This is a genomic window from Fictibacillus halophilus, assembly GCF_042680145.1.
Classification (GTDB): Bacteria; Bacillota; Bacilli; order Bacillales; family Fictibacillaceae; genus Fictibacillus; species Fictibacillus halophilus_A.
Genome location: NZ_JBHTNQ010000001.1, coordinates 2,102,472 through 2,125,886 on the forward strand (window position 1 = coordinate 2,102,472; position 23,415 = coordinate 2,125,886).

Annotated in this window: 21 protein-coding genes and 1 riboswitch; of the genes, 1 reads left to right on the forward strand and 20 read right to left on the reverse strand. The window is 39.5% G+C overall.

Annotated elements, in window-relative coordinates:
* The 7 genes from ptsG to ACFQ4X_RS10895 all read right to left on the reverse strand — a co-directional run bounded on the left by ptsG (nt 1) and on the right by ACFQ4X_RS10895 (nt 7,542).
* Nucleotides 1–2,073 (reverse strand): glucose-specific PTS transporter subunit IIBC, encoded by a 2,073-nt coding sequence (gene ptsG / locus ACFQ4X_RS10865; protein WP_379835065.1) that lies wholly within the window; start codon nt 2,071–2,073, stop codon nt 1–3.
* 209 nt (nt 2,074–2,282) lie between these two features.
* On the reverse strand, nt 2,283–3,128 hold the full coding sequence (gene glcT, locus ACFQ4X_RS10870) for a glucose PTS transporter transcription antiterminator GlcT (RefSeq protein WP_379835067.1): 846 nt from the start codon (nt 3,126–3,128) through the stop codon (nt 2,283–2,285).
* A gap of 190 nt (nt 3,129–3,318) precedes the next feature.
* On the reverse strand, nt 3,319–3,543 hold the full coding sequence (locus tag ACFQ4X_RS10875; RefSeq protein ID WP_066243534.1) for a helix-turn-helix domain-containing protein: 225 nt from the start codon (nt 3,541–3,543) through the stop codon (nt 3,319–3,321).
* Nucleotides 3,544–3,699: 156 nt separating this feature from the next.
* The gene (locus tag ACFQ4X_RS10880; protein ID WP_379835069.1) at nt 3,700–4,167 is read right to left on the reverse strand and encodes an acyl-CoA thioesterase; all 468 of its coding nucleotides are present in this window, start codon (nt 4,165–4,167) and stop codon (nt 3,700–3,702) included.
* 232 nt (nt 4,168–4,399) lie between these two features.
* Nucleotides 4,400–5,155 (reverse strand): succinate dehydrogenase iron-sulfur subunit, encoded by a 756-nt coding sequence (sdhB, locus tag ACFQ4X_RS10885; protein ID WP_066291494.1) that lies wholly within the window; start codon nt 5,153–5,155, stop codon nt 4,400–4,402.
* Between the two features lie 2 nt (nt 5,156–5,157).
* Nucleotides 5,158–6,918 (reverse strand): succinate dehydrogenase flavoprotein subunit, encoded by a 1,761-nt coding sequence (gene sdhA / locus ACFQ4X_RS10890; RefSeq protein ID WP_077359244.1) that lies wholly within the window; start codon nt 6,916–6,918, stop codon nt 5,158–5,160.
* Between the two features lie 15 nt (nt 6,919–6,933).
* Nucleotides 6,934–7,542, reverse strand: a complete 609-nt coding sequence (locus tag ACFQ4X_RS10895; RefSeq protein ID WP_066291501.1) for a succinate dehydrogenase cytochrome b558 subunit — start codon at nt 7,540–7,542, stop codon at nt 6,934–6,936.
* A gap of 305 nt (nt 7,543–7,847) precedes the next feature.
* Here ACFQ4X_RS10895 and ACFQ4X_RS10900 point away from each other — a divergent pair, with 305 nt between their 5' ends.
* Nucleotides 7,848–8,294: a YslB family protein gene (locus ACFQ4X_RS10900; RefSeq protein ID WP_379835071.1), complete on the forward strand. Its 447-nt coding sequence runs from the start codon at nt 7,848–7,850 to the stop codon at nt 8,292–8,294.
* 371 nt (nt 8,295–8,665) lie between these two features.
* Here ACFQ4X_RS10900 and ACFQ4X_RS10905 read toward each other — a convergent pair whose 3' ends face one another.
* The 13 genes from ACFQ4X_RS10905 to ACFQ4X_RS10965 all read right to left on the reverse strand — a co-directional run bounded on the left by ACFQ4X_RS10905 (nt 8,666) and on the right by ACFQ4X_RS10965 (nt 23,286).
* On the reverse strand, nt 8,666–9,901 hold the full coding sequence (locus ACFQ4X_RS10905) for an aspartate kinase (RefSeq protein ID WP_379835073.1): 1,236 nt from the start codon (nt 9,899–9,901) through the stop codon (nt 8,666–8,668).
* A 346-nt stretch (nt 9,902–10,247) separates the two neighbouring features.
* A riboswitch (Lysine riboswitch) is annotated at nt 10,248–10,436 on the reverse strand.
* A gap of 65 nt (nt 10,437–10,501) precedes the next feature.
* Entirely contained in the window at nt 10,502–12,253 is a 1,752-nt protein-coding gene (gene uvrC, locus ACFQ4X_RS10910; RefSeq protein ID WP_379837138.1) for an excinuclease ABC subunit UvrC, read from the reverse strand.
* Between the two features lie 354 nt (nt 12,254–12,607).
* Nucleotides 12,608–13,348, reverse strand: a complete 741-nt coding sequence (locus ACFQ4X_RS10915) for a glycosyltransferase family 2 protein (RefSeq protein WP_379835075.1) — start codon at nt 13,346–13,348, stop codon at nt 12,608–12,610.
* A 3-nt stretch (nt 13,349–13,351) separates the two neighbouring features.
* Nucleotides 13,352–14,809, reverse strand: a complete 1,458-nt coding sequence (locus ACFQ4X_RS10920; RefSeq protein ID WP_379835076.1) for an alkaline phosphatase family protein — start codon at nt 14,807–14,809, stop codon at nt 13,352–13,354.
* Nucleotides 14,806–15,744: a lysylphosphatidylglycerol synthase transmembrane domain-containing protein gene (locus ACFQ4X_RS10925; protein WP_379835078.1), complete on the reverse strand. Its 939-nt coding sequence runs from the start codon at nt 15,742–15,744 to the stop codon at nt 14,806–14,808. The genes ACFQ4X_RS10920 and ACFQ4X_RS10925 overlap by 4 nt, the downstream gene beginning before the upstream one ends.
* Complete coding sequence (locus tag ACFQ4X_RS10930) at nt 15,731–16,675, reverse strand: NAD-dependent epimerase/dehydratase family protein (RefSeq protein WP_379835080.1); 945 nt, start codon at nt 16,673–16,675, stop codon at nt 15,731–15,733. Before ACFQ4X_RS10930 ends, ACFQ4X_RS10925 begins: the two co-directional genes overlap by 14 nt.
* Nucleotides 16,676–16,804: 129 nt before the next feature.
* Nucleotides 16,805–17,116 (reverse strand): thioredoxin, encoded by a 312-nt coding sequence (gene trxA / locus ACFQ4X_RS10935; protein WP_066291505.1) that lies wholly within the window; start codon nt 17,114–17,116, stop codon nt 16,805–16,807.
* A gap of 116 nt (nt 17,117–17,232) precedes the next feature.
* Nucleotides 17,233–17,823, reverse strand: a complete 591-nt coding sequence (locus tag ACFQ4X_RS10940; RefSeq protein ID WP_379835082.1) for a histidine phosphatase family protein — start codon at nt 17,821–17,823, stop codon at nt 17,233–17,235.
* Between the two features lie 338 nt (nt 17,824–18,161).
* Nucleotides 18,162–19,133 carry an electron transfer flavoprotein subunit alpha/FixB family protein gene (locus ACFQ4X_RS10945; protein ID WP_379835083.1) on the reverse strand — a complete coding sequence of 324 codons (972 nt, stop codon included), beginning with the start codon at nt 19,131–19,133 and terminating at the stop codon, nt 18,162–18,164.
* 12 nt (nt 19,134–19,145) lie between these two features.
* Nucleotides 19,146–19,916, reverse strand: coding sequence for an electron transfer flavoprotein subunit beta/FixA family protein (locus ACFQ4X_RS10950; protein ID WP_379835085.1), 771 nt, complete (start codon nt 19,914–19,916; stop codon nt 19,146–19,148).
* A gap of 17 nt (nt 19,917–19,933) precedes the next feature.
* Complete coding sequence (locus tag ACFQ4X_RS10955; protein WP_379835087.1) at nt 19,934–20,707, reverse strand: enoyl-CoA hydratase; 774 nt, start codon at nt 20,705–20,707, stop codon at nt 19,934–19,936.
* Between the two features lie 25 nt (nt 20,708–20,732).
* Nucleotides 20,733–21,332, reverse strand: a complete 600-nt coding sequence (locus ACFQ4X_RS10960) for a TetR/AcrR family transcriptional regulator (protein WP_379835089.1) — start codon at nt 21,330–21,332, stop codon at nt 20,733–20,735.
* 262 nt (nt 21,333–21,594) lie between these two features.
* A complete protein-coding gene (locus tag ACFQ4X_RS10965; RefSeq protein ID WP_379835091.1) occupies nt 21,595–23,286 on the reverse strand; it encodes a long-chain-fatty-acid--CoA ligase in 1,692 nt (563 codons plus the stop codon).
* Nucleotides 23,287–23,415 lie beyond the last annotated feature (129 nt).

Consider the following 23,415-nt stretch of genomic DNA (forward strand, 5'->3'; position numbering starts at 1 on the left):
TTATTTTTTGAATGTAATAATGTTTTCTTCTTCAATTGCCACTGTTCCTGTTTTTTCGACTGAAACAGTTTCACCCGATAAGTTTGTAAACACAATCGGTGTAATAATAGATGGTGCATTTTCTTTCACAAAGTTCAGATCAACTTGTAGAAGTTTTTGACCGGCTGTTACCTTATCTCCTTCAGAAACAAAGCTTTCGAAACCTTCACCTTTTAATTTAACAGTGTCAATTCCAAAGTGGATCAAAATTTCTTTTCCGTTATCTGATTCAATTCCGATCGCATGCTTAGTCGGGAAGACATTAATTATCTTACCATTTACCGGTGATACAACCAAACCTTCTGCTGGTTCGATTGCAAATCCGTCACCCATCATTTTACCTGAGAAAACTTGATCGGGAACTTCGGTAATCGGAATTATTTTCCCTTTAATCGGTGATACAAAACGTTCTTCAGTTGAAATTGAAGAAGTTGGGTTTACAGTTCCTTGCTCAGAAGTATCAGCAAGTTCTCCTTGTTCAGGAGTTGCTTCATTGTTTTTAGGCTTTGCAACTGTCTTGCCGTTCATAATATCTCGTATTTCGCTCTTGATTGTATCTGAACGAGTTCCGAAAATAGCTTGAATGCTGTTCCCCATTTCAAGAACTCCTGATGCACCTAGTTTTTTCAAGCGATCTTTATCAACTTCCTTAGGATCGCGTACAGAAACACGAAGACGTGTAATACATGCGTCCAAATCAGCTATGTTAGATTCTCCGCCTAAGCCTTCTAAAATATTCGCAGCTAATGAATCTTTATTAGACGGTCCAACGTTTGTTTCTACTTCATCATCAACGATTTCACGTCCAGGTGTTTTTAAATCCCATTTTTGAATTGCAAAACGGAAACCAAAGTAATAGATTACTGAGAATACTAAACCTACTGGAATCACAAGCCACCAGTCTGTACGGTTTGGAAGAACTCCGAATAGTAAATAGTCGATTACTCCACCAGAGAAAGTCATACCAATTTTAACATTTAAAATGTGCATAACCATGAATGAAAGTCCTGCAAAAATGGCATGAATTCCAAAAAGAACTGGCGCAACAAACAAGAAAGTAAATTCAATTGGTTCTGTAATACCTGTTAAGAATGAAGTCAAGGCAGCAGAACCCATGATACCTGCAACTACTTTCTTTTGCTCAGGACGAGCTGCATGATACATAGCAAGTGCTGCAGCAGGAAGTCCGAACATCATAAATGGGAACTTACCTGTCATGAATGTACCAGCTGTGAGTTCTACATTATCTTTTAATTGAGCAAAGAAGATGGCCTGGTCACCACGTACAAGACCTTCTGCAGCTGACTTATAGGAACCAAACTCAAACCAGAATGGTGAATAAAAAATGTGGTGAAGACCAAAAGGAATCAATGATCTTTCAATTACACCAAAGATAAAGGCTGCAACTGTAAGGTTTGAATTTATCATGCTCTCAGAGAAAGTGTTAAGACCATTCTGTACAGGAGGCCAAATAAATGTCATTAAAATACCAAGAACTAATGCTGATACAGCTGTAATAATTGGAACAAAACGTTTACCGGCAAAGAAACCTAAGTATTGAGGAAGTTCTATGTTGTAAAAACGTTTGTAGAGATACGAGGCAAGAATACCGACAATAATACCTCCGAATACCCCAGTCTGAAGAGTGGGGATTCCAAGAACGCTTGCAAATGACGGATCTTTTCCGATCATATCAGGTGTAACACCCTCAATGACACTCATCGTAACATTCATAATTAAGTAACCGATAATAGCTGCAAGACCTGCTACGCCTTCACCGCCTGCAAGACCAACGGCAACACCTACTGCAAATAATAATGACAAGTTCGCAAATACGATGTCTCCGGATTTCTCCATTACCTCTGCAACAAGCTGAAACCATGCTGCATCTAATGCTGGTATTCGTTCAATCAATGCAGGGTTTTTAAATGCATTACCAAACGCAAGCAACAGACCAGCTGCTGGCAAGATCGCTACAGGCAGCATTAAAGCTTTACCTACACGCTGAAGTACACCAAAAAGCTTTTTCCACATAGGAAGTCCTCCTTTTTTATTATGATAACCCTTCCATTTACTTCCGCTAAAAACAAAAAAGACATAAATAAAGAACATGAGCAAATTTACCTAATCAGATATAATATATCCTAATTAAGCATTCGCTACACTTTGTTCTTTACTTATGCCTGATCGAATCAGTAACACGTAAAAACGCTGTATATATTTAATTACTCGTTACATTTTGTCTAATTGTCATATCGCGAAAGCCTTTGCAAATGCATGGTTAAGTACACTGCCTCTGCATGTGGCACGGGCTTGTTCAAGGAATTTTGCATAACCTTGATCAACTTCCAAGCCAAATTGTAGCACACCGGATATTCTTCTTTCAACACTTTTGCTAACTTTTCTTGTTCTTCCATTATATCTCCCATCGAGATTCGTTCAATAGCATGTCTCAAGTGTCTAACTAAACGGAGATAATTTATGCTCTTCGTATCAATTTCAAGATCCAGTGAATGCTGAATCATCTGCATGAGTGTATTAATAAGCTCAGAATGTTTTTTTATATCTTTAACACTTTTATTTGTAATCGCACTATGGATATGGAGGGCAACAAAGCCTATTTCACCTTCAGGAAGGTGGATTTCAAGGGATTTGTTAATGACCTCAATCACTTCTTCTGCTACCGTATATTCTTTAGGATATAACGTCTGCGTCTCAGTCAGAAATGGATTTTTTATATCCATTCCTTGCTGCAGGCGTTTAATGGCAAAAGCGATGTGATCTGTTAAAGCGACATGTATATGCTCGTTCAAATCATTCTCAAAACGTGTTCTTATATGAAGGATAACATCATTTATCAACTCAACCGTTTCTTCATCTATATAAGTAAGGAGTGTCTTATATTGCTCTTGTTCATTTTCATTTCTTAAAACAAACAATTTGTCAATTTGGTCAGAGAGGACTGTATCGCCTTGTTTTTTTGCAAATCCAATTCCTTTTCCAATCACAATCTGTTCTTTTCCAGAGGAATCTGTCACGATGACGACATTGTTATTTAGTACCTTTTTAACTTGCAGGCTATTATTCATGATTTTCACCTTTTTCATTATCTGGCCAGAAACCATAGACATCTTAGTCATCATATCTGAAAAAGAGATAAAAAATCAATTGCAACTTTTACCTGTATAGCAACTTTGCTTACAACAGTCTTGCCTATTTAGTCTTAGTTGAACATAAACGCAAACTGAAAACGGCTTTCACGTGAAAGCCGCTTCCTGACTAAATCTCGAGTTCTCCAAGCCTCAATAACTCTACAACGGCTTGAGAGCGTCCTTTAACCCCAAGCTTTTGCATGGTATTCGAAATATGGTTTCGAACTGTTTTCTCACTAATAAATAATTGTTCCGCAATTTCTTTTGTGGTTTTGTCTTGGACTAATAGTTCGAAAACTTCTCTCTCTCTTTTTGTAAGTAGAGGCTTCGGTCGGTAGTGTTTATCTTTCAATGAATTCACCCCTCCTTGCTAGGGTTTAGGAACCGCCAACGAATATTGGAAGTATTTAGTCAACATATACTATGTCATAACACATGTGTAAGTGACTTGGTTAAGTTAAAAAGTCCCCATAATATTCCATAATAAATTAAAAAAAAAGCCCATTTTTTATATATGGGCTTTCTGTGAAAAGTTATCCAATTGTTTTTTTAATGTTTCAGTCCACTTTAAAGGGCGTCCGCTCTTCCTGGAAATCTGAACAATTGCTCCTCTTCCAGTGAAAACCGGTTTATCTTCCCCATTAATTCCTAAGTAATGCAGATCAATAGATGATGATCCTGCTTGATTAATTTTTACATATATCTTTAATTTCTCATCATACATGATTTGAGCAAGGTAATCGCATTGCAGATCTGCGACAACAGGAATTTCCAATGAATTATGCGCTCCCCACGATCTCATCAAACCTAGTTCTTTAAACAGCGCAATTCTTGCTTCTTCCATATAAATAAATACGTTAGTGTTATTTACATGTCCAAAACCATCAATTTCGCCAAAGCGAACATTCAATTCATGAAAAAAATGAAATCCTTTTTTCCACTCTTCCATATTTGAAATATAATCTTGTCTGGCCATTACCTTACCACCTTTTATAGAAATCTTTGCTGACGTATTCATACAACAAGCTATCGTTTCGTATAGTTACAGAAAACTTGGCTGACGCCAATACTTTTGCGTCAGTTCTAGTTGCGCTTATACTATCTATTTTGACTTGTTGGCTACGTCGAAAAATCATCCTGCAAACAAGTTATACTTTTTGAAAGTGTAAAAAAGCTTCTCCCTATTGAGAGAAGCCTTCATCAATAATTTATCTGTCACTTCCAAAGAAGTTCTTAAACGCTTGGAAAGTAGTATCACGGTTAAGAGCTGCGATAGAAGTTGTTAGAGGAATTCCTTTTGGACAAGACTGTACACAGTTTTGAGAGTTACCGCACTCTGCAAGTCCTCCATCATCCATAATAGCATTCAGACGTTCTTCTTTATTCATTTCGCCAGTTGGATGTGCATTAAACAGACGAACTTGTGAAAGCGGAGCTGGTCCAATAAAGTCTGAATTGCTGTTAACATTCGGACAAGCCTCTAAACAAACACCGCAAGTCATACACTTTGAAAGTTCATATGCCCATTGACGTTTTGTTTCAGGCATTCTCGGTCCTGGACCAAGATCGTACGTACCATCGATCGGAATCCATGCTTTAACACGCTTAAGCGCATCAAACATTCTGCTTCTATCGATTGCCAGGTCACGAACAACCGGAAAAGTCTTCATTGGTTCAAGTCTGATCGGCTGTTCAAGCTGATCAACAAGAGCCGTACAAGATTGACGGGGCTTTCCGTTGATAACCATTGAACACGCACCACAAACTTCTTCAAGACATCCCATCTCCCATGTTACGGGAGTCGTAGCTTCACCTTTTGCATTTACAGGATTTCTACGAATTTCCATAAGAGCAGATATAACGTTCATATTTGGACGATGTGGAATCTCAAACTCTTCTAAATATGGGGCAGTCTCTGGGTTATCCTGTCTTGAGATGATGAATTTCACCATTTTTGTGCTCATGTTTAAACCCCTGCCTTCTTCTTAGAATAGTCACGTTTACGCGGCTGGATAAGCGAAACATCTACATCTTCGTACTCAAAGTCAGGTCCGTTTGTTGCAGGATTAAATTTCGCTTTTGTTGTCTTTAACCATTGTTCATCATTACGTTCAGGGAAATCAGGTTTGTAATGCGCACCACGGCTCTCATCACGGTTTAATGCTCCAAGAGTAATAACACGTGCAAGCTGAAGCATGTGCCATAGCTGGCGAGTGAACGATGCACCTTGATTGCTCCACTTAGAAGTATCATTAATATTGATGTTCTTATAGCGCTGCATTAATTCCTGAATCTTTTCATCGGTTTGTTTCAATTTATCATTGTATCTAACAACTGTTACATTATCAGTCATCCATTCTCCTAATTCTTTATGGATCACATATGCATTTTCAGTTCCATCCATAGAAAGGATGTTGTTATATACTTCTTGATCTTTCTTAACTTGGTTTTCGAATACAGAAGAAGAAACATCTTCAACTGTCTTTTCCAGACCTCTAATGTATTTTACCGCAGACGGCCCAGCCATCATTCCGCCAAAAATAGCAGATAATAGAGAGTTAGCTCCTAATCTGTTAGCACCGTGGTATTGGTACTCACACTCACCTGCAGCGAAAAGACCTGGTATGTTCGTCATTTGGTCATAATCTACCCACATGCCGCCCATTGAATAGTGAACCGCAGGGAAGATCTTCATTGGAACTTTACGAGGATCATCTCCCATGAACTTTTCATAAATCTCAATGATTCCACCAAGTTTAATATCAAGTTCTTTTGGATCCTTGTGTGAAAGATCCAGATATACCATGTTCTCTCCATTAATACCAAGCTTTAAATCTACACAAACGTGGAAGATCTCACGTGTTGCAATATCACGCGGAACAAGGTTTCCATAAGCAGGATATTTCTCTTCAAGGAAATACCACGGCTTTCCATCTTTATACGTCCAAACACGACCGCCTTCACCACGTGCAGATTCACTCATCAATCGAAGCTTATCGTCACCAGGGATAGCAGTAGGATGAATTTGAATAAATTCACCATTTGCATAATGTACGCCCTGCTGATAAAGAGCTGACGCTGCTCCACCTGTGTTGATTACGGAGTTCGTGGATTTGCCGAAGATGATACCAGGTCCGCCTGTTGCCATGATAACAGCATCTGCTGCAAAGCTGACAATTTCCATAGTCTTTAAGTTTTGAGCAGTCACACCGCGGCATTGTCCTTCATCATCAATGATGGCAGACAGGAATTCCCATCCTTCGTACTTTGTAACTAGTCCGGCAACTTCATGACGGCGAACCTGCTCGTCAAGTGCATATAACAATTGCTGTCCTGTTGTTGCACCAGCGAACGCTGTACGGTGATGCTGAGTTCCTCCGAAACGGCGGAAATCCAGCAAACCTTCTGGTGTTCTGTTGAACATAACACCCATACGGTCCATTAAGTGGATAATTCCAGGAGCAGCATCACACATAGCTTTTACAGGCGGCTGGTTTGCTAAGAAATCACCGCCATAAACTGAATCATCAAAGTGTTCCCAAGGTGAATCCCCTTCACCCTTTGTATTTACAGCACCGTTTATACCGCCTTGAGCACAAACAGAATGCGAACGTTTTACTGGAACTACTGAAAAGAGGTCGACATTTACACCAGCTTCAGCTGCTTTAATTGTAGCCATTAACCCGGCGAGACCTCCGCCAACAACGATTATTTTTTGATTACTCAATTTGTCTCACCCCTTTTAAATGAATGCAAAAATAGTACGTACGCTAACGATAGCAAGTGCTACGAACACACCCATCGTTACGTAAGTTGAAATCTTCTGTGAACGAGGCGAAACAGTAAGGCCCCAGCTGACAAAGAACGACCATAGTCCGTTAGCAAAATGAAATACTGCAGATAATACTCCGATTAAGTAGAACGCGATCATAAAGGGAGAACTTAAAATATCAGCCATCATAGAGAAGTTTACTTCCGCCCCCAGCGCAGCCTGAACGCGAGTTTCCCATACATGCCATGCAATAAATATTAATGTGATAACTCCTGTTACACGCTGAACAAGGAACATCATATTGCGGAAATATCCATAACGACTAACATTATTCTTAGCCTGGAATGTTATATAAAGACCATAAACCGCATGAAATAAAATTGGTAAGTAAATTACAAAAGTTTCTAGGAAAATACGAAACGGCAGATTTTCCATAAAATGTGCTGCGGCGTTAAATGCATCAGCATCCCTAGTTGCAAAATGGTTTACAACCAAGTGCTGAACGAGAAAAAGCCCTATAGGAATAACTCCTAAAAGTGAATGAATCCTTCTGTTTACAAAATCCTTACTGCCAGCCATTTTCTTGCCCCCTTCAAATTTAGCCTCTCTCTGGCTGCTAATCTTTTGTTCCTCTCCACATGTAAGCGTTTTAAGTTCCCTCTTTATTAGAGAAAAAAGTGTTAAACAATTAGTTTAATCAACTAGCAACATGTCCATTTTACTCCCATCGTTTGACACCGTCAAGAAAACGCTAACAACTTAATTTTGATATTTTATTGATACATCAGCGTTTTTTCTTTATTACTTTTTCGACAATTACCGAGTTGCTATAGAGTTTGCTCCTTTTACCCGTTATAATGAAAATTAGAAAGAAGGGATGCAGAATGTTTAAACAAAAAACAAAGGACGAGACTACCCCTATCGAAAAGCCTTCTGTTTCAGCTTTTGGGTACGAGATCCTTCGCAGCGATTTGTTACCTGAACTTCTTGGTAAACAAGAAAGAAATATTCTATATTGGGCCGGCAGACACCTTGCCAGAAAATACCCTTTACATACAATGGAAGAAGTAAGTGCTTTTTTCAATGAGGCAGGCTGGGGAAATCTCGAAATGATTGAAGCATCTAAAACAGAAATGGTGTTTTCACTTCATTCATTACTTATCGAACAGCGAATCGAGAATTTCCAGCACCACACTTTCAGCTTAGAAGCTGGTTTTCTAGCAGAACAAATTCAGCTGCAAAAAAAATGTACAACTGAAGCGCTTGAGTCAATGAAACGCAATAAAGTTTCCATTACGGTCCAATGGGACAAAAAAGATACGATTGAATAAACAAAAGCCGGCTGATGCCGGCTTTCTTTAATTGTAAGGCTCTTCTCTAAAGGCATATTTCTAAAAGATTGTTGCTTTTAAATTTTAAATGAGTACGTTTCCTTGAAAGTTGATTGGAGCGCAAGGTGCGAGACTCCTGCGTGCCAGCCACCTGATTAGACTTCTTGCAAGGCATGCGACGAGGAACACACTTCGATGCTGTTTGGCTTGTAGACGCAGGAGCACACAAACTTCCTTGTAGGTGAGACTCCTTAGAGCGCACAGCTCTGAGGAGTCTCACCGCACGCCCCGCGGAAAGGGAGTATCCTGAAGCGGAATTCAACTGCTTCTACTAGTAACCGTTCACGAAAAAAGCCAAATGCAAAGAATGCTTATCTTTGAACAGGAACACGTGCATCCAATTTAAATGTGTCATGAAGAGTTTCGATTGATTTAATCATATCTTCCTGTTTCACTACAGTTGAAACTTTAATTTCAGATGTACTAACCATTTTAATCATTACATCTTGGTCGGATAGCGCTTTAAACATCATTGCCGCTACACCAGGGTTAGAGATCATTCCTGAACCAACGATGGATACTTTAGCAAGGTTGCCTTCATAGCTGATAGATTCAAAGCCAAGTTTATCTTGATTTTCAGCAAGTACTTCTTGAGTTTCTGATAATATACTGGAGTCAATGGAAAAAGAAATATTGGTCTTTTCTTCGTTCATCACGTTTTGAATAATAATGTCTACATTTATTCCGTTGCTTGCCAAGATCGTGAACAAATCCGACAAAGCATTAATTTCGTTTGGCATGTTGGTTACCGTAATCTTTGTTATGTTACCTTCAAAAGCTAAACCTCTAACCATTAAGTTTTGTTCCATAGTTGCTTCCTCCTCTACTAGCGTTCCTCGTTCATCACTCATACTCGATCTGACTTCTAAAACAATCGAATAGTTTTTTGCAAATTCTACAGCTCTCGGGTGCAGGACACCTGCCCCAAGATTAGCCATTTCAAGCATCTCATCATAAGAAATAGATGGTATTTTTCTTGCTGTCTTAACTGCACGAGGGTCAGTGGTGTAAACACCGGTAACATCTGTATAAATGTCACAGCGGTCAGCTTTCAGAGCGGCCGCCAGCGCTACAGCGGTTGTGTCTGATCCGCCTCTTCCAAGTGTTGCAATATCATTCGTCTCAGGAATCAAGCCTTGAAATCCTGCAACCACCACAATATTCCCGTCTTTTAACAAACCATTGATCCGTTCAGAATCAATGTCTAGTATTCTTGCATTTGAATGATTATTTTCTGTTTGAATGCCTGCTTGCCAGCCTGTCAGGGAAAGGGCTTTATAACCTTCCTGATGCAAAGCCATCGTTAATAAGGCTATAGTGACTTGTTCACCTGTTGTGAGGAGCATATCCATTTCACGTTTAGAAGGATTTTTGCTGATTTCTCCAGCCAATCTAACAAGTTCATCTGTTGTTTTGCCCATTGCAGATACGACAACAACGACTTCATTGCCATTGTTTACTTCGTTAATAATTCTTTTTGCAGCATTTTGGATCCGTTCAACCGAACCGACACTTGTACCGCCAAATTTTTGTACGATTCTCCCCATCTTCTCCAAATCCTTTCCTGTTGTGTTTTTCTATCTCTTTTTAAAACAAAGGCTGTTTTCGCTAACGTTGTTGCTCTTTGAAAGTAGTTGATTTGCGTTACAGGATACTCGCTTTCCGCGGGGCGTGCGGTGAGCCCACTCGTCGCCTTGCGACATTGAATGGTCTCACCTGTCCCGCTGATCCCGCAGGAGTCTCGCACCTTGCACTCCAATCAACTAGTCAGTGAAGAAATTAGAAAACTGAACATAAGCAACAATCTTTAAGATAAAAACTGAAATAAAAAAGCAACCATAAGGAAAAACCCTATTGTTGCTATATCCGCAGCAAGCCAAGTTTGTTTCCCCCTAGTGAGATAGTCCTCCACACAAGTCCTGGGGGGAATTGTGTGACAGCTCTGTATTTATTCAATACAGGTCCAGCATAAAAGGCTAGAAGTCCTTTTACACTTCGGCAAGAATCCCCTTTCTTCCACCCTCACAAGAGCTTCTTCTCTTCAGATGGGATACTATTGGTTCCTGCTCCTCTACCATCACTTCATTAGAAGCATGGCATATTTATAAAGTTGGTCTCATTTTAACAAAGTTACTAAATGACTGCAACTAGTCTTTTGATAAAAATGCTTTGTTTATTTCTTCCGCAACTGCTCTTGGAACTCCCGCTTCCTGAATCTCTTCTACGGTTGCGTCTTTCATTTTTTTCATTGACCCGAAATGACGGAGCAGCATCTTCTTTCTTTTTTCTCCTATCCCAGCAATCCCATCCAAAGTAGACTCGAACATACTTTTTGACCGGACTTTGCGATGAAAAGAAATGGCAAAACGGTGCACTTCATCCTGCACTCTTTGAAGCAAGTAAAATTCTTGGCTGTTTCTCGGAAGGTGAATCGTCTCAGGCGGATCACCGAGCCACAATTGAGATGTACGGTGCTTCTCGTCCTTTGACAGCCCTGCAACAGGGATGAAAAGATTAAGTTCGTTTTCAAGTACATCTTGAGCAGCTGAAATCTGGCCTTTTCCGCCATCGATCAGGATTAAGCTTGGCAATTCACCTTCTTCTCTCAGCAATCTGGAATATCTTCTGCGAACAACTTCCTTCATAGAAGCATAGTCATCAGGACCCTCTACAGATTTAATCTTATATTTTCGATAATCCTTTTTATAAGGCTTCCCGTCAACAAAGACAACCATAGCTGAAACTGGGTCTGTCCCGTGTATGTTAGAGTTATCAAAAGCTTCAATTCTGTAAGGCGGAGCAATTCCCATTCTCTCACCTAAGTTTTCAACTGCTTTTATTGTACGTGCTTCATCCTGCTCAATTAATGCGAACTTTTCGTGCAGTGCAAGTGTTGCATTTTTTGTCGCCAATTCAACTAGTTCCTTCTTCTGCCCTTTTTTAGGCTGCAGAACTTTTACTTGTAGAAGCTGCTGGATCATATCAGCGTCAACTTGCTGCGGCAAAAGAATTTCTTTTGGAAGCAGATGATTTTTTTGAAGATAAAACTGGCCAATAAATGTAAGCAGGTCTTCGTGTGCCTCTCCGTAAAAAGGAAATACAGATATATCTCTAGCAATAACTTTCCCTTGCCGAATAAAAAACACCTGTACACACATCCAGCCTTTATCGAAATGATAACCGAATACATCTCTGTCGACTAAATCCGAAGTCATCATCTTTTGTTTTTCCATAACTGCTTCAATATGCTGGATCTGGTCACGCAGCTCTTTTGCGCGTTCAAAGTTTAAGGCTTCAGATGCTTCAAGCATTTTTTCTGACAGCTGCGTCTTCACATCCTGGTAACCGCCATTCAGAAACTTTATGATACCTTCTACCATTTGTTTGTTCTGTTCATCTGAAATTTCATAAACACATGGACCAAGGCATTGACCAATATGATAATAGAGGCATACTCTTTTCGGCATCGTATCACATTTTCTTAGCGGAAAAATACGATCCAGGAGTTTTTTCGTTTCTTGTGCCGCATATGCGTTCACAAAGGGGCCAAAATATTTTCCGCCGTCTTTTTTTATCTTCCTGATATATAAAAGACGAGGATGTTTTTCGGAAGTAACTTTTAAATATGGATAGCTTTTATCATCTTTTAACATGACGTTATAACGTGGATCATGTTTTTTGATTAAGTTCATCTCGAGAACTAGAGCTTCCATTTCAGTTGAAGTAACAATATATTCAAAGTCTCTGATCTCACTGACTAACCGCTGGGTTTTTCCGTCATGCGATCCAGAAAAATATGATTTTACTCTATTTTTTAATACTTTTGCTTTCCCTACATATATTACTTTTCCAAATTCATTCTTCATTAAATAGCAGCCAGGCTGATCTGGTAGCAGCATTAATTTTTGTTTAATTGAGGTCAATATCTATCCACCCCTCTGGTGTACCTGTTATTTAATCATAATATCATAGAAAATGACTTTTTTAGTTCTTTACCGCTCATCACTTTTTTCTAATCTTATAAAAAAGAGGCTGACTCAAAAGTATAAAAACTTTTGATGTCATGCCTCTTTTTATTTAATCCTATTTAGATAAGGCCTATTATTATAATATGATAGCAGGTTATCAAATAAACTCGATTAGATAGCTAAATTTTGACGATATTATTTATTTTTTATTTTGTTAAAAATAAAAAATTAGGGGCTGCCAAAAGTAAGTTTACCTTGCTTTTGGGACAGCCCCTTGGCTGGTAATCATTCATTTGTATCGCAGGAAGGATACTCTCTCATCTTTCTTACGGGTCTTCTCATTTCATTCCATATACCTGGGATCACATTCCCTAAATATTTCTTGAATGTGATAAATGAAGTACCTGTCGTTCTGACTTTGTAGGTGATCGGAACTTCTGTCATCCGATATCCTTTTCGAACGAGGTTGAGCGTCAATACTTGTGCATAGTTGTAATCATGAATAATTTCAAAGTCTCTCATCGTTTCTCTGTTAAAAGCTCTCATACCAGATTGGCCGTCACGAATCCATCTTCTTAATAAGAGGCATTGCAGCAATGTGAAAAAGTAATTTCCTAGGCGGCGATGCAATTTCATTCCTGAAATCGTTCCTAAAAATCGAGATCCCATTGAATAATCTGCCCGGCCATCAAGCAGCGGCTGAATAAGTTCAGGGATTTCATCAGCTGGATATTCGTTATCAGCATCAATCATTACAGCTATATCTGCCCCATGTAAATAACACGATTCTAATCCCGTTCGAACAGCTGCTCCAAGACCTTTGTTTACGGTATGTGAAATATAATGATCTGCGCCTGCTTCAAGAGAAACTTCTTTTGTTCGATCTGAACACCCATCATCAATAACCATGACTTCAACATCAACAGTTGAATGAAAATCACGAGGGATTTTTCGTATTACTTCTCCGATCGAATCTTCTTCATTATAAGCAGGTAAAAAAACTATGACTTTCGTTACTTTTTTCATGTATTACATTTCCCTGCTTTCTTTTATTGCCTGCTTTAAAACTGGACCTCTGCTGTTTTCCGGAAATGGTGCACCAAGAAGATGAGCGATGGTCGGTGCAAGAGAAACTAAGCTGTGCTTTTCTTCCACTGTTATACCTTTACGGATATGAGGTCCATGCATAATGAATGGAACAAAGCGTTCTCCTTCATCTAAGTGACCATGTCCGCCTATTCCGTCAGCTTGTCCGTGATCTGCACATATGATCAGTGTTGTATTCTCCATATGGCCTTCTTTTTCAAGATAGTGGACAAAATCTTCGATGAGCTTGTCTGCTTCGTTAATCTTTTGAAGGTATTCATCATAGAAAACACCTCTGCTGTGACCGGTTTGATCCGTTGCTATCATCTGGACAATAAAGAGATCAGGATTATCTGATTCCATGATTTGCCTAGCTCGCTGCATGATAGAGGGATCTGCCACATCATTTTTCATTACTGCTGTTACCGTTTCAACATCATTGCCCATCGCGTCAACTAAATGTGCGATGCCAAGGAGCTTGCCTTTTTTACCAACCTTTCGCAAGGAATCAAAGATGCTTTCTACTTTAATTCCAAGACGCCAAACCATATTTGATGTAATCCCATGCTCCCGAGGATAAGTCCCTGTAAACATAGAAGAAAAACATACAACTGTTCTTGCAGGGTAAACTGTTTCCATCTGTCGGTATTCTGTACCTTCTGCTTTTAACGCATTCAAAAATGGAGTTTGAGCTTTTTCAAAACGATCTTTTCTCATTCCGTCCACCACGATTACAATCACTTTATCTGATTTAGCCTGAATCGCTTCCTTCTCAGTGAACTCTTCATATTCCGCAGGCTTCCAATCAAATAAATAACGGTGCAAGATCCATGCAAGCAAGCCAAAACCAGCTGTTACATAAAGGACTGGGGAGTATTGCGCAAGACTTAATCCGCCATCCTTTACCTTTTCAAAAAGGTAATGCCACACCAATAAAAGCATTAGTACTTTTGGCAGCTGTTCTTGGGCATTTCCACTTGTAGAATCACTATTCTTTAATACAAGTTTCCAAAAGCGAGTGAAGTTCAGCCATGTTGTCCCAATTCTCAAATGGTAATAAAGTGTTCCCCAAAAGAACACGGTAAAAAAGAAATAAAGACCTGCAGCCAATAGCCAAAGTGATAATGGCGGAGCTTGCAATAACAGCAATGCGGCTATTAAAGGGATAAATAAATAATTTCTTAAAAAGAGCGGAAAATCATATAAAAAACAAAGAATAAATAATGGTATTGTTCCTGCCAAACTTAAGAAAAATGAAAACCAAAAAGAGGTTTCACTCCATTGCCCGATAAAGAACAACAAGAAAACACCAGTTGTAAAAATCGGAGTAAAAGGTTTCCCTTCGTTTAACAGATTCCAGCAGCGTGCAGCAACTTTTTCAAATTTTGACGCTTTCTTCATGTTTGATTAACCTCTTTCTTTTGTTTCAGCGAAAGCCACAGTTCTTTAAAAGATATCGGTGCCCTTACTATCGTAAAAGCTCCCGCTAGATAAGAGAAAACAAATTTAAACAGATGGCTTATAATCGCAGCCTGCAAGGCTACAGCAGGTGTGATGCCAGCTGCAATCAGCGCTGATGACATCGTCGCTTCATATGTTCCTGCTCCTCCTGGTGTAAAATGAAATACCTGACCAGCGATCGTAATAGAATTTACCCATATACTTTCCCACACACCAGCCGTTTCAGAAAATGATAAAAGAGTGCCATAAACAACTGCAGCTTCAAGGATCCAGCTGAGTAAGGTGATCAATAATATAACAATTGACCGGGCTGATAAAAGTATAGAAAACAGATTTTTAGATAAATGATCGATGAAAGGAATCTTCTTACGTAAAAGATATAGTAAAAGGATTCCTGTAAAGACAGTGACCACAAATACATAAAAATAGTGCGGAGCTAGAGAAATACCTATAAATGATCCAAACCCTATGGCAGCTGCCCCTAGGACAATTAGATCAAAGATTCTCATAACAACAACTGACTCCATAATCTCAGTTTTTCCGATATCAGTCTTAATGCTGCTTAAATACCCAATTCGCATAAGATCTCCAGCTTTTACAGGCAAGAGATGATTCACTAAAAGACTATAAAAGAGGCCATAAAGGTAATGCCCAAATTTAATATTTTTTGATAAATACATCTGCCAGCCTAGTGCTCTCAGAAAAAATGCAGCCAGATATCCAAAAAACATAAATAGCAATAAAAAAGGAGAACGTATTAGATTTGTTAATCCCTCAAGAAAGAGACCGTAGCTAAAATACCGTATCGAAAGCCAGACAAAGAGAGCAATAAGACTGACAGCAGCAGTAATTTTTATCGTTTTAAAACCTTTCATAGGTTTTAGCCCATTCAATTGTTCGTTCAATGCCTTCTGAAATAGAGATTGATGGCTTAAAATCCAAATCTTTTTCAGCCTTATTAATATCAGCCCAAGTTGATTGTACATCTCCTAAACGATGCGGAAGCTCAATTGTTTCGAGCTGCGGAAAAAACAAGCGGAATGTTTCAATGAGCTGTTCTATTGAAACTGGCTTTCCGCTTCCAAGATTAAACACTTGGCTGTCTTTTTTGTGTTCGATAACGGAAAGAACACCTCTGATAATATCATCAATATATGTGTAATCACGAGCTGTCCCCTTAGAAAAAACGGAGACCGGCTCACCTTTTAGCAGCTTTTTCACAAACAGCGGGATCGCCATATCTGGTCTTCCCCATGGACCATATACGGTAAAAAAGCGCAGTATACTTAAATCGAAGCCGTACAAATGACGATAGGCATGGCAAAATGATTCAGCCGACCATTTGGAAGCTGCATACGGAGAAACAACTTGACCGTTCGCATCACTTTCTTTTAATGGACGGTGACCTTGGTTTCCATACACAGAGGAAGAAGAAGCAAATATAACATGCTTAACATTGGTCCGTCCTGATGCGTTCAAAATGTTCACTGTTGCCTTTATATCCAAGTCTATGTATTCATGAGGATTTTGTATCGATTTAGGTACTCCAGGAATCGCTGCTAAATGAATAACCGTATCAAACTTTTTATTTTCAAAAAGCTGCATGACTTTTTTTTCGTTAAGCAGATCTAGTTCAATAAATTCAAATCCGGCACCAGCCATCTCTAGCTGATCCAATTTTCTTTCACGGCTGTAATACCCATGAAAGGAATCAATAGCCGTAATAGTAAAGTTTTTGTACAAGTTTAGGGAACGAAGCAAATGGCTCCCAATAAAGCCTGCCCCACCTGTTACCAGTATGTTCACGCTGGTTCATCCTCCCTGAAACTTTTTAATGATAATGATTTTCATTACCGATAGTATTATATCGATAATCAAATTGGGCGTCAACAGTTCACATAGAAAAAAGCCCGGAATACCGGGCTTTGGCGATGCTTACTTATGTTTGTTTAAAAGTTCAACTAATGCATCTTTTGGCTGGAAGCCTACAACTTGATCAACGACTTGGCCGTCTTTGAATACTAGAAGTGTAGGAATACTCATTACACCATATTTCCCAGCTGTTTCTTGGTTTTCATCTACATCAAGTTTAACAACTTTAACTTCTTCAAGCTCTTGGTCTAGTTCTTCAAGAACTGGAGCGATCATTTTACAAGGTCCGCACCAAGGTGCCCAGAAATCAGCAAGTACTAAACCTTCATTCGTTTCTGTATTAAATGTTTGATCTGATGCATTTACAATAGCCATTTATTTGGCCCTCCTTTTAAATTAACAAAGTGTAAACAAAGTATATCACCACAAATTACACAGTTGCTAATAGTTTGCTCAACCTTATGGTACCCAAGTTTTAATTATGACAAACGTTAAATGGTTTTTGCCTCTTCTAAATGCATTTGACAATTAAACAATTCACAAGACCAGTTTTGATCCTGAAGTTTAAAGATAGAAAGAGACGTGTTATTCAATCCATACCACTTATCTGTTTTGTCCTGTAAAAGAGATTTATAAATCCTCACAAGGAGTGCGCCATGTGTCACGACGAGAACTTTCTGGTTTTCGTGCTTCTGAACAATTTCCTTTAATACTTCCTGCCAGCGTATATCAGCTAGCTCATTTGTTTCCCTTCCGAGCTCAAGCTTAATCCAATCTTCTCCCCAGCGTTCTATTCTTTCAGCTTCAGTAGTTCCTTCTGTTTCTCCAAATGAGATCTCGCGCAGCCTATCATCCGGCACAATGTCCAGTCCTGTTAATTCCTGAATCGCTTCTGCCGTTTTAAAAGCTCTTGATAATGGACTCGCATAGATCCCATCCCATTTTTCTGCACGAAGACGTTCCGCTAGTGCTCTAGCCTGCTTTATTCCTTTATCATTCAAAGGAATATCCATACATCCTTGAGCTCTTCTTTCAATGTTCCAATCCGTTTCTCCATGGCGAATAAAGGCTATAGTCGTCACTAAAAACTCCCCCTCTTAATTACACATCAAAAGTACCTTCGTAACTTTATAAAGAATAAGATTGTTGTTTTAGAATCGTTTTTAAAGACTCTTCGTTGATTGGAGCGTGCCAGCTACCTGAGCATTCATCTCGAAAGGCATGCGACGAGGAAGCCTGCATCGACAGAATTTGCGTATAGACGCAGGAGCACATACCTCATTGAATACCATCAGCGCCTAAGGGGCTCACCGCACGCCCCGCGGAAAGCGAGCACCTGGAGCGGAAATCAACCACTTTCAATAGCTACATTTCCCCGTAAAAAAACGTCCAGCGAACCGGACGTATTTGAGTATTCATTTTATACTAACACTTTTTTAAACTCTTCTGTTAACAAAGGCACTACTTCAAAGAGATCCCCAACAATTCCGTAGTCAGCTACTGAGAAAATGCTTGCTTCTGGATCTTTGTTGATGGCAACGATGACTTTTGAATTCGACATCCCTGCTAAATGCTGAATAGCACCAGAGATTCCACAAGCGATATACAAGTCAGGTGTTACAACTTTACCTGTTTGGCCGATTTGAAGTGAGTAATCGCAATAATCTGCATCACATGCTCCGCGGGATGCCCCAACTGCTGCACCTAGTACGTCTGCAAGTTCTTGAAGAGGCTTGAATCCATCTTCAGATTTCACTCCGCGTCCGCCAGCAACGATAATCTTTGCTTCTGATAAGTCAACACCTGTAGAAGCTTTGCGAACGACTTCTTTAACAATCGTTCTTAGATCCTTAATTTCAACGGATACGGATTTCACTTCTCCAGAACGTGATTCATCTTTCTCTAATGGCGGGATATTGTTTGGACGAATTGTAACAAAGATTAGTCCATCATTGATTAATTTCTTTTCGAATGCTTTTCCTGAATATACAGGACGTGTAAACACAGTATTTTCACCCGCTTGTTCTAATCCAGTTACGTCTGAGATCAGACCGGATTCTAAACGTGCTGCAAGCCTTGGTGATAAATCTTTTCCGAGTGATGTATGTCCGAAAACAATTGCTTCAGGTTTTTCTTCATCGATAATTTGTTTCAAAGCTTGATAGTAGCCATCTGTTGTGTAGTTTGCGAGCTTTTCATTTTCCGCTGTCAGTACACGATCAGCCCCGTAATAAATTAATTCATTTGCAAGGGATTGTACAGAGTCGCCGCACAATACAGCAAATACTTCTCCTCCGCCTGAAATTTCTTTTGCTGCTGCAATTGCTTCAAATGATACATTACGCAATGCACCGTCACGAGATTCTGCAAGTACTAAAACTTTTTTTGCCATGATGTCTCCCCCTTATATAACCTTTGCTTCGTTTCTTAACAGAGATACAAGTTCTTTCACTTGATCTGCAGTGTCACCAGATAAGATTTTTCCAGCTTCCTTTTTGGGAGGAAGATAAATTTCTACTGTTTTTGTTTTAGCTTCTACATCGTCTTCATCGATATCAAGATCATCCAGCTCTAAAGTTTCAAGCGGCTTTTTCTTGGCTTTCATAATCCCTGGAAGCGATGGGTAGCGTGGCTCATTCAAGCCCTGCTGTGCTGTAACCAGCAACGGAAGGGAAGTTTCAATCTTTTCTAGATCTCCTTCTACGTCACGCTCAATATTTACTGTTGTACCATTAATTTCAATTTTAGTTATCGTAGTTACATGAGGAATATCAAGCAGTTCTGCTAAACGCGGACCCACTTGACCAGTTCCGTTATCAATCGCTACATTTCCGCCTAAAATGATGTCATATTCTTTATCCTTAAAATATGCAGCTAAAACGGAAGAAGTTGTGAATTGGTCCTGGCTGTCTAAGTCTTCGTTTGAAATTAGCACCGCTTGATCGGCACCCATAGCTAATGCTGTACGAAGCTCTTTCTCAGAGTCTTCATCGCCCACAGTTACAACTGTAACTGTTCCGCCATGTGCATCTTTTAATGTGATCGCTTCTTCAATCGCATACTCGTCATAAGGATTGATGATGAATTCAGCACTGTCTTCGGAAATTTTATTATTTGAAACAGAGATCTTTTCTTCTGTATCAAAAGTACGTTTTAAAATAACATAAATATTCATTATTACCCCTCCTAAAATTATCGGTCCTGAAATACAGGCTTTCTTTTTTCTATGAATGCTTGGATCCCCTCTTGGCCATCATGGCTCTTAAAAGCTTTTCCAAACAGTTCCTGTTCTTTCTCTGCTCCCTTTTCATAGAGACCATGTTTAGCATAATTCAGTAATTCTAATGTGTATTTAATGGATACAGCACTTTTTTCTGAAAAGCTCTCTGCCATTTTGTAAGCCTTTTCAAAAAGTTCTTCAGCAGGACAGGAGTCATTCGCTAATCCAAAAGATACAGCTTCTTTTCCTGATATAGGCTGGCTGGATAAGAGCATCTCACATGCTTTTGGAACACCTACTAACTGAGGCAGCCTTTGAGTTCCTGCAAATCCTGGAATTAGACCTAGAGTCAGTTCAGGAAGACCAAGCTTTGCATCTTCTGCAACTAGTCTGATATGACAACTCATCGCCAGTTCCAGACCGCCGCCGAGAGCTGCCCCGTGAATTGCTGCAATAACCGGTTTTGAAAATTGTTCAATGCGGTTAAAAACGTCCTGGCCTTTCTTACCAAGCATTGCAAAACCTTTTTCATCAGGAACTTCCGTGAATTCCTTTATATCTGCTCCCGCTGAGAAAAAACGCCCTTCTCCAAGAATAACGACCGATTTTATCGAGTTGTCATTTTCTATTTGATCTAATGCTCCGTCAATTTCTTCGATCACACCGGTTGAAAGGGCATTAGCAGGTGCTCGGTTAAGCTTTATAGCGGCTACTTTACCTTGCTTTTCAACTTGCAAATAATTCACTTTATCAATCCTCCTCAAGAACGATTTATTCTGGCTGTGCAGATCTGACTGCCAGACCATTAACGAGCATTTGATGAACGGGACCGGAGAGAGCAGGGAGATCATAACGATGATCATTCATTACCCAGTTCGTAGCCGTTTCATCTATTGTTCCGAATATCATCTGTCGAGCAAGCCTGTAATCCATATCTCTTACAAACACACCTTCATTCATGCCATCTGTCAGTATGGAATCTATTAAGTTTAAATACCTCTTTAATACTTCCCCAATTTTGGCCCGAAGCTGTCTGTTTGTCTGGCGCAGCTCTAATTGCGTTACGATTGATAATTCGTAATCTGCAGTTAATTGCTTAAAGTGCATCTCGACGAGTGTTCTAAGTTTTTCAATCGCCGAATCATTGCTTTTGAGCTCATTTTCTGTTTTTTCGATAAAGGTCCCCATTTTCTCATTAAAAACAGAAACAAGCAGATCTTCTTTGTTCTTAAAATAAAGATAGATGGTGCCATCTGCGACACCTGCTTCTTTCGCTATCTTTGAAACCTGGGATTGATGGTAGCCGTGTTCTGCAATGACATTAACAGCAGCATCAATTATTTTTTCGTATTTTGGACCTTTTCGTTTCATAACTATCGCCTCATTTGTGTATAGCACAACCATATAAAAAATGAATGATTGTTCATTCATAATTGTAAAACAAATCTTTCTTTTCTGTCAATTTCATTATGTCATTTTTTTATCTATGTTGACAAGCAGGAAGTTTTTAAAAGCCTGTTTTCCACAAACTTTGTTGCTTTTGGTAGTGGTTGATTTCCGCTTCAGGTGCTCGCTTTCCGCGGGGTGTTCAAGCCAAAACAAAAACCGCCCGATGGCGGTTTTATATAGTGAATCAGTTGTTTTGTTTTGCTTTTTCCCGTTCTTCTTCAAGCAGTACTCTTCTCAGAATCTTTCCTACCATTGTTTTAGGCAGTTCATCTCTAAATTCATACAGTCTCGGCACTTTAAATGATGCGAGATGTTCACGGCAATATTTATTCAGCTCTTCTTCTGTACACTCCGCTCCATCTTTCAGTACAACAAAAGCTTTTACGGTTTCTCCGCGATATTCATCAGGTACACCAACGACTACTGCTTCTTTTACACTTTCATGCTCGTATAAAACCTCCTCGACTTCACGAGGATAAATATTAAAACCGCCCGCAATGATAAGGTCTTTTTTGCGATCAACAATGTAAAAGTAGCCTCTTTCATCCATGTAGCCCATATCACCCGTAATAAGCCAGTCGTCTCTAAATACAGAAGCTGTTTCTTCAGGCTGATTCCAGTACCCTTTCATGACTTGAGGACCTCTTACAGCCAGTTCGCCAATCTCACCTGGTTCTGCCCATTCACCAGTTTCGGCAGATATAATAGCTGCTTCAGTATTCGGCCAAGGCAGACCGATGCTTCCTTTTACCTGCTCTCCATAAATTAAATTTGCATGAGTTACTGGAGAAGCTTCGGTTAGGCCATACCCTTCAACTAATGAACCCGAAATTATAGCCTGAAACTTTTCCTGAACCTCCAGAGGCAAAGCTGCTGAACCGCTTATGCAAGCCTGGATCGAAGAAAGGTCATATTTCTTTAAATCAGGATGGTTCAGAAGTGCAATATACATGGTCGGAGCACCTGGAAATAGTGTTGGACGTTCTTTATGAATCGTCTTCAAAACTTGTGCCGGATCGAATCGCGGAAGGATAATCATCTGCGCCTTCGTAATGATTCCTAAATTCATCACACAAGTCATCCCATACACATGGAAAAATGGCAGAGCCCCAAGTATCTTTTCTTTTCCATCCCGATTCTTAAACATCCACGCGTTGCATTGCAAAGCATTGACGACCAGGTTTTTATGCGTAAGCATTACACCTTTTGCCGGCCCTGTTGTGCCGCCCGTATATTGCAATAAAGCAAGATCATCATCGGGTGAGATGCTGACTTCGGGCTTAATTGGTTTTGAACGCTTAAGCAGTTCTGTGAAAGAATGAACTTCATGATTATAAGAAATGTTGACGACAACCGTTGGATTTTGTCTTTTTTGCACAAACGGGTAAAGCAGGTTTTTGGGAAATGGCAAATAGTCCTTGATACCCGTTATTATTACGTGCTCAACATTCGTATCATTCCTTACAGCCGATATTCTTCCAAAGAGCAGATCCAAACTGACGATTACCTTTGCTCCGCTGTCCGAAAGCTGATGGCGCAGCTCTCTTTCCGTATAAAGAGGGTTCGTCTGGACAACTATCCCGCCTAAGAACAAAGTACCGTAATAAGCAATTACAGCCTGCGGACAGTTTGGCAGCATGATTGCTACTCGGTCGCCTTTTTTCACTCCTAATGCTGAAAGTGAATGTGCAAACCGCAAAGAGCTCTCATACAGTTCACTGAACGTTAAAGTCTTGCCTAAAAAATGAACAGCAGTATTATCTTTTTTCTGTTCTGCTGCTTCTTCTAAATACGCGAATAAAGGTTTGCTGTCGTAATCAAGATGTCCCGGAATTTCACTTGGGTAACTGTTAAGCCACCTTCTTTCCACTTGCATCTCCTCCTTTAATTCACGCCTTCCTTCAAAAATTTCTATATCTTTATTCCTATTATATTGAAAACGTATACAATTTTATATACTTTTTTAAAAATTAAAAATAATCGGTAAAATTACAGCCAAAAAAAT

Coding starts and splice junctions, on each gene's coding strand:
- ptsG (WP_379835065.1), bottom strand. CDS start 2,073: ATGTGGAAAAAGCTTTTTGGTGTACTTCAGCGTGTAGGTAAAGCTTTA.
- glcT (WP_379835067.1), bottom strand. CDS start 3,128: ATGAATAATAGCCTGCAAGTTAAAAAGGTACTAAATAACAATGTCGTC.
- ACFQ4X_RS10880 (WP_379835069.1), bottom strand. CDS start 4,167: ATGGCCAGACAAGATTATATTTCAAATATGGAAGAGTGGAAAAAAGGA.
- sdhB (WP_066291494.1), bottom strand. CDS start 5,155: ATGAGCACAAAAATGGTGAAATTCATCATCTCAAGACAGGATAACCCA.
- ACFQ4X_RS10895 (WP_066291501.1), bottom strand. CDS start 7,542: ATGGCTGGCAGTAAGGATTTTGTAAACAGAAGGATTCATTCACTTTTA.
- ACFQ4X_RS10900 (WP_379835071.1), top strand. CDS start 7,848: ATGTTTAAACAAAAAACAAAGGACGAGACTACCCCTATCGAAAAGCCT.
- ACFQ4X_RS10905 (WP_379835073.1), bottom strand. CDS start 9,901: ATGGGGAGAATCGTACAAAAATTTGGCGGTACAAGTGTCGGTTCGGTT.
- uvrC (WP_379837138.1), bottom strand. CDS start 12,253: ATGCTGCTACCAGATCAGCCTGGCTGCTATTTAATGAAGAATGAATTT.
- ACFQ4X_RS10915 (WP_379835075.1), bottom strand. CDS start 13,348: ATGAAAAAAGTAACGAAAGTCATAGTTTTTTTACCTGCTTATAATGAA.
- ACFQ4X_RS10920 (WP_379835076.1), bottom strand. CDS start 14,809: ATGAAGAAAGCGTCAAAATTTGAAAAAGTTGCTGCACGCTGCTGGAAT.
- ACFQ4X_RS10925 (WP_379835078.1), bottom strand. CDS start 15,744: ATGAAAGGTTTTAAAACGATAAAAATTACTGCTGCTGTCAGTCTTATT.
- trxA (WP_066291505.1), bottom strand. CDS start 17,116: ATGGCTATTGTAAATGCATCAGATCAAACATTTAATACAGAAACGAAT.
- ACFQ4X_RS10945 (WP_379835083.1), bottom strand. CDS start 19,133: ATGGCAAAAAAAGTTTTAGTACTTGCAGAATCTCGTGACGGTGCATTG.
- ACFQ4X_RS10950 (WP_379835085.1), bottom strand. CDS start 19,916: ATGAATATTTATGTTATTTTAAAACGTACTTTTGATACAGAAGAAAAG.
- ACFQ4X_RS10960 (WP_379835089.1), bottom strand. CDS start 21,332: ATGAAACGAAAAGGTCCAAAATACGAAAAAATAATTGATGCTGCTGTT.
- ACFQ4X_RS10965 (WP_379835091.1), bottom strand. CDS start 23,286: ATGCAAGTGGAAAGAAGGTGGCTTAACAGTTACCCAAGTGAAATTCCG.